Origin of the sequence: Streptomyces sp. 6N223, assembly GCF_052246635.1 — a bacterium.
Classification (GTDB): domain Bacteria; phylum Actinomycetota; class Actinomycetes; order Streptomycetales; family Streptomycetaceae; genus Streptomyces.
The window spans coordinates 1-12,031 of the sequence record NZ_JBQQCA010000003.1 but is presented as its reverse complement, the minus strand read 5'-3'; the positions used below and the strand labels follow the sequence as shown (position 1 = coordinate 12,031).

General features: G+C 70.7%; 9 protein-coding genes and 2 pseudogenes. 5 read left to right on the top strand and 6 right to left on the bottom strand.

The features are described from left to right. Positions 1–188 precede the first annotated feature (188 nt). Together ACTWQH_RS03070 and ACTWQH_RS03065 are read left to right on the top strand one after the other, a co-directional pair. Entirely contained in the window at positions 189–350 is a 162-nt protein-coding gene (locus ACTWQH_RS03070) for a hypothetical protein (RefSeq protein ID WP_443284710.1), read from the top strand. 249 nt (positions 351–599) lie between these two features. Then, entirely contained in the window at positions 600–818 is a 219-nt protein-coding gene (locus tag ACTWQH_RS03065; RefSeq protein WP_443284709.1) for a hypothetical protein, read from the top strand. Between the two features lie 109 nt (positions 819–927). Here the strand turns inward: ACTWQH_RS03065 and ACTWQH_RS03060 are convergent, their stop codons facing one another. Beyond that, positions 928–1,743, bottom strand: a complete 816-nt coding sequence (locus ACTWQH_RS03060) for a GH12 family glycosyl hydrolase domain-containing protein (protein WP_443284708.1) — start codon at positions 1,741–1,743, stop codon at positions 928–930. Positions 1,744–2,641: 898 nt separating this feature from the next. Between ACTWQH_RS03060 and ACTWQH_RS03055 the strand changes: the two genes are divergently transcribed. Both ACTWQH_RS03055 and ACTWQH_RS03050 read left to right on the top strand, forming a co-directional pair. Next, positions 2,642–3,574: an aldo/keto reductase gene (locus tag ACTWQH_RS03055; RefSeq protein WP_443284707.1), complete on the top strand. Its 933-nt coding sequence runs from the start codon at positions 2,642–2,644 to the stop codon at positions 3,572–3,574. A 183-nt stretch (positions 3,575–3,757) separates the two neighbouring features. Continuing rightward, the gene (locus tag ACTWQH_RS03050; protein ID WP_443284706.1) at positions 3,758–4,231 is read left to right on the top strand and encodes a hypothetical protein; all 474 of its coding nucleotides are present in this window, start codon (positions 3,758–3,760) and stop codon (positions 4,229–4,231) included. A 69-nt stretch (positions 4,232–4,300) separates the two neighbouring features. Here ACTWQH_RS03050 and ACTWQH_RS03045 read toward each other — a convergent pair whose 3' ends face one another. Further along, complete coding sequence (locus tag ACTWQH_RS03045; protein WP_443284705.1) at positions 4,301–4,930, bottom strand: proteophosphoglycan 5; 630 nt, start codon at positions 4,928–4,930, stop codon at positions 4,301–4,303. Positions 4,931–5,065: 135 nt separating this feature from the next. Here ACTWQH_RS03045 and ACTWQH_RS03040 point away from each other — a divergent pair, with 135 nt between their 5' ends. Continuing rightward, positions 5,066–5,887, top strand: coding sequence for a MerR family transcriptional regulator (locus ACTWQH_RS03040; protein ID WP_443284704.1), 822 nt, complete (start codon positions 5,066–5,068; stop codon positions 5,885–5,887). A gap of 111 nt (positions 5,888–5,998) precedes the next feature. Here the strand turns inward: ACTWQH_RS03040 and ACTWQH_RS03035 are convergent, their stop codons facing one another. The 4 genes and pseudogenes from ACTWQH_RS03035 to ACTWQH_RS03020 form a co-directional block, all read right to left on the bottom strand. Beyond that, a complete protein-coding gene (locus tag ACTWQH_RS03035; RefSeq protein ID WP_443284703.1) occupies positions 5,999–7,138 on the bottom strand; it encodes an endo-1,4-beta-xylanase in 1,140 nt (379 codons plus the stop codon). Between the two features lie 173 nt (positions 7,139–7,311). Further along, positions 7,312–8,436 (bottom strand): annotated as a pseudogene (locus ACTWQH_RS03030) (extracellular catalytic domain type 1 short-chain-length polyhydroxyalkanoate depolymerase); the annotation flags it as partial. Positions 8,437–8,450: 14 nt separating this feature from the next. Further along, a pseudogene (locus ACTWQH_RS03025) lies at positions 8,451–9,248 on the bottom strand (ThuA domain-containing protein); the annotation flags it as partial. A 14-nt stretch (positions 9,249–9,262) separates the two neighbouring features. Further along, complete coding sequence (locus tag ACTWQH_RS03020; protein WP_443284702.1) at positions 9,263–11,749, bottom strand: PQQ-dependent sugar dehydrogenase; 2,487 nt, start codon at positions 11,747–11,749, stop codon at positions 9,263–9,265. Positions 11,750–12,031: the final 282 nt, after the last annotated feature.

Here is a 12,031-nt window from a genome sequence, read left to right as displayed (position 1 = left end):
GTCGTTCCCCTCTCGTCTGAGGCAGGATGTCCGGGCTGTCAGCCGATCTCTGCGACGTACCAGGCCGGAGCGGCCTGGGTGCCGTCGGCGCTCGATCACCGCGTCGCAGGCCCGCCGCACCGCCTCGGCCTGCTCGGTGTGACCGAGGCGCACCACCTCGGCCCTCGCCGTGTCTTCGTTCTTCGCCGATGGCGGTTCTCGCGGCCACCCGCCTGAAGATCGGGGCGGACGTCCTCGCGGACCGCGCGGTCCCCGGGAGCCTGCTCGCCGTCGCGCGGCGTGGAGTCGAACAGGGAGACGCGCAGGGCCTGTTTCTGTTCGGGCATGATCTTGCCTCCATGCTTGTGTGACCTGCGCATCGGGAAGATCGGACGTCGGTGGAGCCGTGGTCACGAGGGGGTTGACGGCGGGTCTGCCGACGGACGTCCGAGGACTCACGGACATCGAGGTGGGTTCGACACGGATGGGGCACACGCTTGGACAGGACGGTGGGGCCACATGCTCAGGAACCAGAGCGGAATGGCTTCAGCCTGCCCTCGGGTCCGTATGGCCGCCATATCTTTAAGCGGGCGGCAAATGAGCCAGGTGAGCGGGGCGGCGTGCAGATGCCGACCGGACGCGGCGCCTGGTTCCCCGACATGGTCTACGCCGCCAACGGTGCGACCGTGGTGGACGGGCGGGTGAACCGCGCCGGGTTCAGCCACGGCACGGTGGAACTGCTGATGAGCCGGTCCAGGCTCAAGGGCCTGCCCGGCAGCCGCTGTGCCCGGCCGCGGCGCGAGACGCCGTCAGCGCGCAGGTGCGCAACGGGATGCTGACGGGCGCCGGGCGGGCCGGCCGGTGGCCGCTGTGTCCTGTCGGCCACCGGCCGACCTGCCGCGTGGGGCGCCGGTGTGCCCGCCTTCGCGGGGTCCCGGTTGGGGGACGTCAGCCGACGTCGGTGGCGTACCGGCTGGTCTCAAGCGACCCGGCGCCGGTGAACACCTCGGTTCCGGCCTGCACGCTGTTGAGGTACTTGTTGGCGTCCAGACCGCGGTTCTCCACGAGGTAGGTCAGGAAGTCCATGAGGTTGAACTCGACCGACTCGGTGTTCTCCGTGCGGACGAAGGAGTACACGTCCCAGCCGATGTTGCCCTCGTGCAGCTCCCAGGTGGCGCCGCCGATCTCGACGGTGGCGACGGTCTCGCCGATCGGGCCCGCGCCGCCGCTGCGGTAGGGCCAGATCATGATCTCGTCGGTCGGGTCGTCCGACGAGCCGGGGTTGTTGATGGAGTGCAGCCACAGGTCGTAGGCGACGTTCATGGTGCCCGGGTTGTCGCTGACCTGGTAGTCCCAGACGGTGTTGACCGGGGTGCCCGAGGAGAGCTGGACCGGCAGGCCGGTGTCGGGCTCGATCGAGCTCCAGTGCCAGCCGAGTACGGAGCTGACGAAGGACTTCACCGAGGTCGGCTCGCCGGACCACTCCCAGTTGGTGCCCCAGGCGATGGTGCCCTCCTCGGCGGGCGGGGAGTCGTGGACGCACTGCCAGCCGGTGCCGGCGTCCTGCCCCCAGACGTTGTTGTTCAGCCAGTACTTGCCCTGCTCGATCGTCTCGAAGTCACCGCACACCTCGGCCAGCGGGGCTGCGGGGGTGTCCTCCTGCGCCGAGGCGATGCTGACCGTTGTGACGGTGAGGACGGTCGCCAGCGCGATGGTGACCGGCGCCAGGGCCCGCGGGAGACGCGGGCGTCGTGAGTGTCGCATGACAGCTCTTCCTTCGTTGCTGTGGGGGGTGGGGGTTGAGGCGGCTCGCGCCCCAGCGAGGTTGACGATGTGCAACCGCCCCCCGGAGCGTGTCGCTGAGCGCGGCCACCGGCTGTCTCCTCTTGGTGTGGGGGCGGGGTCCGGAGGTGGAGTCAGGTCTGCGGGGGTACGTTTCAGCCTTCGATGGCGCCGATGGGCATGCCCTTCGTGAAGGGGCCGACTTCGTCAGACACGTCCTGGACGTGATCGAGCCTGGTTTGCGTTGCTCTGGTGGCGGAGGGCTTCCGCCGGTCTCCCGCGGTACGGGGGCGTGGGACCGTGCTCCGCGCCACGGCGTTCTCCGCGCTTTCGACGACCTGCGGCAGGCCGGCGTAGGCGAATGTCCGGCTCGGCCCGGAGCGTGCGTTCGGCATGACGTCAACGCCCCTTCCTGGCTCTGCTTCGTTGCAAGGTCCCGGGATGCGTACGACGAAGGGTCGAAGCGCTTCAACGTTTGGCTGAGGCTAGGAGCCCTCAGCGGAGCACACAAGCCCTGCGACAGAAGTGCGATGGGGAGATTTAGCAACGTTGCCAACGGTAGGTAGGGGGCGTGCAAGCAGTTGTCGCGTGCTCTTCACGGATTGGGGGCTCTGGCTGAGAATCGAAGCGCTTCGATAATGGGTAATCCTCCGCTGCGGCTAGGCGCACCCGGCGCGGCAGGGGGCCCGGGCCACTCGCCGTCGGGCGTGACGGTGACCGTCGGCATCAGCTCGTCGTCGCTGGCCGTCCAGCCGTAGTCGGCCGCGGCATGCTGGCGGGGAGCCGTCCCCCCGCGGGCGCCACGCGTCGCTGCTAGTGTCCCGTGCGGCAAGGCGTATCGAACAGGTACGCGTGGCGCGCGGCGGAAGATCGAAGAGACATGGATGAGTTGACGGACGAGCGGATCGTGCCGGGGACCTCGCTGCGCGTGACGGCGGTCAGCGTCGGCACCTCCTACCTGGGCAACCCGCCGCATCCCGACGGGACACCGGCCGAGGAGGCCGACGCTCTGGCGCGGGCGATGTTCGCCAGCCCGTTCGCGATGATCGACACCTCGAACAACTACGCCCAGGGCCGCAGCGAGACCGTCCTGGGAGCCGCCGTCCGGCGCGACGGGCTTCCCGCCGGCAAAGTGATCGTCACCAAGGTCGACGCCGACCCGGAGACGGGCGCGCTGGACCGTGACCGGGTCTGGCGGTCGTTCGAGGAGAGCACCGCGCGCCTGGGGCTCGACCGCCTGCCGCTGCTCCACCTCCACGACCCCTACACCATCGAGGTCGAGGAGGCGTTCGCGCCCGGCGGGGCCGTGCAGGGGCTGACCGAGCTGCGCGAGCAGGGGCTGGCCGGGGCCCTCGGCATCGCCTCGGGCCCCGTCTCCCAGATGCGCCGGTACGCCGAGAGCGGCGCGTTCGACGTTCTGCTGACCCACAACCGGTACACGCTCGTGGACCGGCGGGGCGAGGAGCTGATCGACCTGGCGGCCGACCGCGGCATCGGCGTCTTCAACGCCGCGCCCTTCGGCGGCGGCATCCTCGCCGGCAGGGGCGAGAAGTACGCCTACACCCAGGCGGGGCCGGAACTCCTCGCCTGGGTGGCGCGCGCCCGCGAGCTGTGCGGGCGGTGGGACATCCCGCTGCACGCCGTGGCGCTGCGGTTCTCGCTGCGCCACCCGGGCATCGCCTCGACGATCGTGGGGGTCAACCGCCCCGAGCGGCTCGCCCAGCTTGAGGAGCTGCGGGCGACCACCATCCCCGAGGGGTTCTGGCCGGAGCTGGCCGCCCTGGGCACGCCGCCGTCGACGCTGGAGGACTGACGCCGGCGCCGCGACCGGTCGTCGCGCGTCCTTCCCGCCTGGAGCCGACAGGCCCCCGGGGACCAGTGGGCGGTCACCACCAGGCTGGGCCCCGCGGAGCACTGGCGAGAGCTGAATACGCGAGCCCGCCGGCAGACCACGTGCACCCGGTCGCTGTCAGAGGGGCCCGGCAGGATCGGGACCATGGACTACTGGCCTTACCCGCCGGCTGAGGCGGACCGTATCGACCCCTTTGACAGCGAGCGGACCGAGACGCAGTTCATACTCTTCGGTGGCCACCGACCCACATCTGCGTTCACCGATCCCGCCCTGTTCGACAACCCCGATCTGTGCCAATGGATCCCGATGGGCTACAAGATCCTCCGGAGGGCCCAGAAGGTGACCATCCTCCGGCACGGCGACGTCGTACGTGAATGGCCGGTGCAGTACCGCGATCCTCGCGTCGACCCGGTGGACCCGCCTGCGGGCGAGACGCTGTACCTGGACATCTGGCTGCGCAGCGTGTGCGGGTATCGGATCCTGACCTCGCCGAGCGCGATGACCGCTCCGGAGGACGCCTACGACTATGCCGAAGCCATCGCGCTGGGCCGCGCCGCCTCGCGTGCCGAAGGCCGCGCTCTGGTGGTGTACATGTTCGGCGCCATGGACTGGCACTGACGACCGAGGTATTCCGACGCCGAGCACTCGCCGGCAGGGTCGTCGCCGATCGCCGATCGCCGAACGCGGTCAGAAGGCCAGGAATCTCCTGGCCGCGGCAGCGCCCGCCGCGGGATCCCAACCACCCGCTCCGACGACCGAGGTCACGTGTGCCTCCGTGACGTCGCCGTCGGCGGCGATGAGCGCGTCGATCGCGGCCGGACGTGGCGCCGCCCCGCCGAGGCCCGGCGCCTCCCGGGCGAACGAGATGATGCTCTGGCGCGTCTTCTCGACGCTCCGGGCGGGCAGGCCCACGCTGTGAAATCCGTCTTCGGCGCTGTAGTCGGCACGCTTCCATCCGTCGCCGTCGAAGCCGTACACGAAGCCCACGTACTCCTTCTCGGCCAGCATCTGCTCCACCACCGGCCGCCACCAGTCGGGTGCCCCGGCGAGCACATCGGTCTCGTCCTCGCCGAAGTCCTCGGCGGCCGGGCCGTAATAGGTTTCCGAGTACTCGTGGTCGTAGCCGATCAGCACCGCACGGCCCGCACCGAGGTGGTGCACCTCCGCCCAGTTGCCACCGCTGTCGTCGAAGTGCCATACAGGGCCGTCGGCCCAGCACGTCCTGTCCGGGCCCCGGGCCGCGCGGATCGCCGCGTATGCCGCCCAGCGGCCGCGCAACCGCGCCGGCGTGGGAAGGTCCAGGTTCACAAGCCCCATGACTGCTCCACCTCTTTCTGCCCGACTCGCTCTCGTGTGCGCAGCGGCCATGCCTCAACGACCGCGCTGCCTCGGTCGGCCGCAGAGTAGCTTCTTGACTCTCACACCGTGTCAGGCGGTCAGCTCGGAGACATCATGTTCACGATCGGAGACTTCGCTCGGCACGGCCGCGTCTCAGTCCGGATGCTGCGTCACTACGACGCGAGCGGCCTGCTGCACCCGGCCCACGTTGACCCCGCCAGCGGCTACCGCTACTACACCGCTGCCCAGCTCGCCCGCCTCAACCGGATCATCGCGCTCAAGGACCTCGGCTTCACCCTCCAGCAGGTCCAGGACATCGTGGACGAGAAGGTCAGCGCCGAGGAACTGCGCGGCATGCTGCGGCTGCGGCGGGCCGAACTGGAGACTGCTGTCGCTGCCGCGGGAGCACGGCTGGTCCAGGTCGAGGCGAGGCTCCGAGCGATCGAGAGCGAGGGGCACATGCCCACGAACGACGTTGTCATCAAGAACGTCCCTGCCGTCCGGGTGGCGGAGCTGACCGCGACCGCCGCGAGTTACGAGCCCGAGGACATCGGCCCGGTCATCGGGCCGCTCTACGACGAGCTGTTCCGGCGCCTGGGCTCGGCGGGCATCACCCCCACGGGCCCCGGCGTCGCGTACTACGAGGACGCCCCGGAGGGTGGCGGCAGGATCAGCGTCCACGCCGCCGTCCAGGTCTCCGCCCCTCTCCAGGACGGCGCCTTCCGGATCCTCGACCTGCCGTCCTTCGACCAGGCGGCGACCATCGTGCATCGCGGCTCGATGGATACCGTGCTCCCCACCGCCCAGACCCTTGCCCGCTGGATCGACGCCAACGGCTACCAGTCGACCGGATACCCCCGCGAGATCAACCTGGAGTGCCCCGAGAACCGCGATAACTGGGTGACGGAACTACAGGCTCCGGTGACCCGGGTCTGAGCCATCGCACCCCGGCCAGCCTGGGCGACGCTGGTCAGGGGTGGGGGCGGGGCGCCAGCCGCTCCGCATGTGCGGGACCCTTGTGGCGCCCCGCCCCGCCCCGGCTTGGGGTCAGGCGAGCTGCGCGACGAGAGGGCTCTCGCGTCGTGCGGTCTGCTCGTACGCCGCGGTGGCGGGCTCGCTGCCCTGGCCGGTGTTGCTTCCGGCGGCGGCGTTCAGCGCGTCGAGTATCGCGGTGTATGCCTCCTTCTTCTGGTAGTTGGCGTCCCACGGCAGGGGAGTCTCGTCGCCGCGCCAGGAGTACGCGTCGGTGAAGCCCCAGGTGGTGATGCCGGCGCAGCGTTCGACGGCCACGCACGCCTCGGTCACGGTCCGGTAGACGTCGGCCTGGGCGGTGCCGGAGCCGCCGACGTCCAGCTCGGTGATGTGCACGTCCACGCCGAGGTCGGAGAAGCGCTGGAGGTTGGCCTGGTAGGTGCTCAGGTCGGACTCGGTGCTGAGGTGGGACTGGATGCCCACGCAGTCGATGGGCACGCCGCGGGCGAGGAAGTCCTCGACCATGGCGTAGACGCCGTCGCTCTTGGCGTTGATGCCGTCGAGGTTGTAGTCGTTGTAGCAGAGCTTGGCGTCGGGGTCGGCGGCGTCGGCGGCGACGAACGCCTCCTCGATCCAGGTGTCGCCCATCTCGATCTGGAGGTTGGACTGACGGCGGGAGCCGTCCTCCTCGAACGCCTCGTTGACCACGTCCCAGGAGGAGATCTGGCCGGCGAAGTGGCCGGCGGTCTCGGTGATGTGGTTGATCATGGCGTTGCGCAGGTCGTCGCCGTACAGGCCTGCGGTCCAGCCGGGCTGCTGGGCGTGCCAGACCAGGGTGTGGCCGCGGACGGCCTGCCCGTTGGCCTGGGCGCGTTCGACGAGCTGGTCACCGCCGTCGAAGTTGAACTCGCCCGGGTTGGGCTCGGTGGCGTCCCACTTCATGCCGTTCTCGGCGACGAGGCTGGAGAACTCGCTGTCCAGGATCGAGGTGTACTGCGAGTCGCCCCAGTAGCCGGCCTCGGTGGCGGTGCCGAAGTACCGGCCGGACTGCTCCGCGGCGGCACCCAGGGTGTCGGCCTGAGCCGTGGCGGTGGTGGAGAACATCACGATGCCGGTCACGGCGAGGCCGGCGGTCGCCACGGTGGCCACGGCCGCCCGGAGGGGGCGGCGCGCACGCCGCCGGCGCGAGCGCGGTACGGACGTACTGCTGATCATTGCGGCTCCTGTTCATCCGGTGGGGGGACGGGCTCGACGCCCGTCCGGATTTGCGGTGTTACGGAATCGCGGCTCAGGGCTGAGCCGCGCCGCCGGCCACGGGTCGCGGCCGGTGGGCGTGGGGGCAGGGCTGGTCGGCTGGTAGCCATGTCGTTGCCCTACTGCGGGCTGGTCAGGCCGAAGAACTCGATGGCGCGTTCGTCCAGGCCGAGGTCACCCGGCAGGCCGTGGCCCCAGCCCTCGAAGCTGTTGGCTTCGACGGTGGCCTGGGTGCCGGTGCCGCCGTAGCGGGTGCGGGTCCACTCCGGCGTCGGGTTGTCGGAGGCCTCCGGGGTCTGGCTCAGGCCGTGGACGGCTGTCCACTGCTTGATCTCTTCCTCGAAGTTCACGTAGCTGAGGGTGTCGTCCACGGTGCCGTGGAACATCTGCATGCGCGGGTAGGGCCCGTCGTAGCCGGGGTAGGCGTCGCGCACGATCTGGGCCCACTCCTCGGGGGTGTGGGTGACCTCGCCGCCGGCGCAGGCGCTGTTCCACTCGGAGCCGTCGGTGGTGGCGAAGCATCCGAAGGGAACGCCGGCGAAGGCCGCGCCCGCCGCGAAGACGTCGGGGTAGAGGCCGGCCATGACGTTGGTCATCATGCCGCCCGACGAGCCGCCGGTGACGAAGACGCGGCTGGTGTCGGCCCCGTAGGTGGCGACGGTGTGGTCGACCATCGACTTCAGGCCGACCGGGTCGCTGCCGCCGTCGCGGGTCAGGGCCTCGGGGGAGGAGACGTCCCAGCACTGACTCTCGCGGGTGGCCGTCGGGTAGATGACGATGAAGCCGTGCTGGTCGGCCAGGGAGGCGAACTGGGTGCCGGCGTAGTACGCCTCGCCCGTGCCCGTGCAGTAGTGGAGGGCCAGGACCACGGCCGGCTGCTCGGTGACGCTGTCGGGCACGTAGAGGTGCATGCGCAGGTTGGTGGGGTTCTCGCCGAAGTCGGTGACCTCGGTCAGCTCGGCGGCGGCGGCGCGGTCGGTTGCCGCGTTCGCGGTCGTGTTGGTGTTCGCGGTCGCGGTCGCGGTCGCGGTCGCGGTGAGGAACGTCGCGGCCGCCAGCGGCAGGACCGCCCCCAGCAGGACGACGAGCGCGCGGCGGGACCGGGAGCGGATCCGCCTCCTGGTGGTGGTTCGTGGTGTGTGCTCGACGGATTGGGACACGGGACTGTCCTTTCGTGACGGGCCGTGGCGCCGGCCGTGCGGCGGGGCGAGGTCCCGCGCGGACGTGGGCGTTGCGCCTCCCCGACGCCGACCGGTCATGGGGCGGAGGAGGCGGTGCGGCCGGCCTCGGGGCGGCAGTCGGCCTCGACGATCCCGGCGGCGTAGCGGACGCCGCCCAGCAGGTGGGCGCGGAAGTCGGGCTCGGCGAAGGATTCGGCGGAGTGGCCGAAGCCGGTGTAGAACGACCGGCCGCCCTCGTACTCCTGGCACCAGGCGATGGGGTGGTCGCCGCCCATGGTGCCGCCGGCGTAGCTCGCCTCGTCCAGCGAGGCCAGCACGTGGACGGACTCCCGAGGACTGGACTGGTAGTTGTACCACTCGTCCGTGCGCTGCCAGGCGGCCGGCAGGTGGGCGGTGGCGTCGTGCTCTCGGTCCTCGACGACGACGGTGGCCGGCTGGATCTCCGGGTGAGACTCGAAGTAGGCGCCGACCAACTCGCCGTAGAAGGGCCAGTCGTACTCGGTGTCGGCGGCGGCGTGGACGCCGAGGTAGCCGCCGCCCGCGGTGATGTACTGCTCGAACGCGCCCTGCTGGGCGTCGTCGAGGACGTCGCCGGTGGTGGAGAGGAAGACGACGGTCTGGTACCGGGCGAGGTTGTCGGAGGTGAACGCGGACGCGTCCTCGGTCGCGGTCACCGTGAAGTTGTTCTGCTCGCCCAGCTCCTGGATCGCGGTGATGCCCGCCTCGATGGAGTCGTGGCGGAAGCCCGCGGTCTTGGAGAAGACCAGGACCTCATAGGCCGGGTCGTCGGGAGCCGCCGTCGCCCCCTGCGGGGTCAGGGCCGGCAGCGCCGCGGCGCACAGCACCGCCCCGGCCGCCAGCCTGACCAGGCGGGTCGCGCGTGTGGTCATGACGGATACTCCCTTCACGGGTGCGGGTGGCCCGCGGCCGTGTCGTCGGTGGTGTCGTCGGTGGTGGTGAACGTGAAGTCGTCGACGGTGAACAACGCCTCGCCGTCCGCGCCGGTGAAGACCAGGTGGAGCGTGGTGGTCCCGGCGGGCGCGCCGGACAGGGCGGCCGTCACGTCCTCGAAGGTCCCCGAGCCGCCGGTGCTGGGCACGTCCACGCTGCCGAGCAGGTCGCCGTCGGGTGAGCCGGCGCGTACCTCGATGGTGCCGCCGGCGTCGGCGGAGGAGACGCGCGCGGTGATCTCGGTGGCGTCGGCGAGCACGTAGGGCTCGAACGCGATCCAGTCGCCGTCCTCGATGGCCCCCACGGCGCTGCCGCCGTGCGCGGCCTCGCTCGACGTAACCTCGACGCCGCTCGCGTCGGTGAAGTGCTCGGCCTGCCGGTGGCTGGTCTGGGTGATGTGCTCGTCGCGGGCGGTCAGCCCGTCGGAGTCGGTGTACTCGGCTTCCCAGACGCCGAAGACGTTCGCGTTCGCGTCGTGCTCGCCGTCGGAGCCCGTCTGGAGGGTGCCGGAGCAGCCGGTCTCGGAGGTCTGCGGATGGCCGTGGTTGTCGTGGCCGAGGATGAAGCTCAGCGTGACATTCGAGCAGTCGATCTCGCTGTCCTCGGGGTCGGTGACGGTGATCTCGTACGGCACGGCGTCGCCGAAGTCGACGATCTGGCCGTCCGCCGGCAGCTCCAGGGTGACGGTCGGCGCGGTGTTGCCGACGGTGATGTGGGCGGAGGCGGTGGCAATCCGGCCGGTGGTGTCCTCGACGGTCAGCGTCGCGGTGTACTCGCCGGCCTCGGTGTAGGTGTGGGTGGGGTTGGCCTTGGTGGAGCCTTCGCCGTCGCCGAACTCCCAGCTGTAGGTGAGGGCGTCGCCGTCCGGGTCGCTGCTGCCCTCGGAGGAGAACGCCACCTCCAGCGGCGCCGGCCCGGAGGTCGGCTCGGCCGACGCCTCGGCGACGGGGGCGCGGCCGTCGGAGGTGAGGTGCTCGATCCGGTACAGGGCGCTGTTCTCGTCGCCCTCGGTGTAGCCCATGCCGTAGTCCAGGACGTACAGCGCGCCGTCCGGTCCGAAGGCGGCGTCGATCACCTGGGTGCCGGACCAGGGGAAGTCGTTGATGGCGCCGGGGCTGCCGTCGTCCGCCACGTCGATGTTCTTGATCCACTGACGCCCGTACTCCATGGCGAAGAAGTCGCCGTCGTACTCCTCGGGGAACTTCACCGCCGAGTCCAGATCGGCGTCGTAGTGGTAGACCGGGCCGGCCGTCGGGGAATTCGACCACCCGTCGCCGAACTCCGGGACGGAGTCGCCGTGGTAGGGGATCCATCCCGGCTGGGCGGGCGGCAGGGTGGTCAGGCCGGTGTTGTTCGGCGAGTTGTTGGTGGGCCCGCCCTCGCAGTCGTACGCCGAGCCGGACTCCTCGGTGGCGAAGTCGTACTCGACGTAGGGCTGGTTGTCCGCGGCGCAGTACGGCCAGCCGAGGTTGCCCGCCTCGGTCACGCGGACGAACTCCACCATGCCGACCGGGCCGCGGTCGGGGTCCTCGGTGGCGGCGTCCGGACCGTGCTCGCCCACGTAGACCGTGCCCGTCGGCTTGTCGACGGTGATCGTGAACGGGTTGCGGAAGCCCATGGCGTAGATCTCCGGCCGGGTGTTCGCCGTCCCCGGCTCGAAGAGGTTGCCCTCCGGGATGTCGTAGGAGCCGTCGTCGTTGACGGAGATCCGGAGGATCTTGCCGCGCAGGTCGTTGGTGTTGCCCGACGACCGCTGCGCGTCATAGGCCGGGCTGCGGTTCTCGCCCTCGTCGATCGGGGTGTAGCCGTCGGAGGCGAACGGGTCGGTGTCGTCGCCCGTGGACAGGTAGAGGTTGCCGTCGGCGTCGAAGTCGATGTCCCCGCCGACGTGGCAGCAGTGGCCACGGTTGGTCGGCACCCTGAGGATCTCCACCTCGCTGTCGAGGTCGAGCGTGTAGTCCTCGGTCAGGGTGAACCGGGAGAGCCGGTTGTGGCCCTGCCACTCCTTGAAGTCTGCCGCGCTGCCCTGGCTCGGCGCGTCCCCGGGCGGGGTGTCGAGCGCGGGCGAGTAGTAGAGGTAGACGAAGCGGTTGGTGGCGAAGTCGGGATCGACGCCGACGCTCTGCAGGCCCTCCTCGTCGTGGGTGTAGACGTCGAGCTCACCCGCGACGCTCGTCGTGCCCTTGGCGTCGGTCACCCGCAGCGTGCCGTCCCGCGCGGTGTGCAGCACCGAGCGGTCGGGCAGCACCGCCAGGTGCATCGGCTCGCCCATCTCCTCGCCGCCCTTGGCGAGCGTCACCTGCTGGAACGCGGACGCCTGCCGCGCGTCGCCCGTCTCGGCGGGCTCGGCCGAGGCCGCCGACAGCGCGGTCAGGGCGCCCGCCGTGGCGAGCAGCGCGCCGGTCGCCCCGGCGAGAAGCCGTCTGAAACTCCTGTACACGTCCGTCTCCGTAGGGTTGGGGAAGCCAGGGCCAGTCACTTCAGGACCGGGGGACGTGAGGACTGGCCCTGGGAGTACGCATGCCGCGCCGGCACGTGGTGAGGCCGGCTGAGTCGGTCTACGCCTCCGTGAATTCCCAGCTGGTGCCGTCGGCTTGGGCGCCGGCCGGGAGGCGGTCGTGGGCGGCGGTGTCGCCGTACAGGCTCCAGCGGAACCAGTCCAGGAAGGTGTTCTCGGTCTGGGGGTAGGTGGGGTAGTCCGGCACGAGGTAGGCGCCGTGGT

Excerpts from the sequence above, each read along its gene's own strand:
- ACTWQH_RS03070 (WP_443284710.1), top strand. The coding sequence starts at position 189 with ATGGCGGTTCTCGCGGCCACCCGCCTGAAGATCGGGGCGGACGTCCTC.
- ACTWQH_RS03060 (WP_443284708.1), bottom strand. The coding sequence starts at position 1,743 with ATGCGACACTCACGACGCCCGCGTCTCCCGCGGGCCCTGGCGCCGGTC.
- ACTWQH_RS03055 (WP_443284707.1), top strand. The coding sequence starts at position 2,642 with ATGGATGAGTTGACGGACGAGCGGATCGTGCCGGGGACCTCGCTGCGC.
- ACTWQH_RS03050 (WP_443284706.1), top strand. The coding sequence starts at position 3,758 with ATGGACTACTGGCCTTACCCGCCGGCTGAGGCGGACCGTATCGACCCC.
- ACTWQH_RS03045 (WP_443284705.1), bottom strand. The coding sequence starts at position 4,930 with ATGGGGCTTGTGAACCTGGACCTTCCCACGCCGGCGCGGTTGCGCGGC.
- ACTWQH_RS03040 (WP_443284704.1), top strand. The coding sequence starts at position 5,066 with ATGTTCACGATCGGAGACTTCGCTCGGCACGGCCGCGTCTCAGTCCGG.
- ACTWQH_RS03035 (WP_443284703.1), bottom strand. The coding sequence starts at position 7,138 with ATGATCAGCAGTACGTCCGTACCGCGCTCGCGCCGGCGGCGTGCGCGC.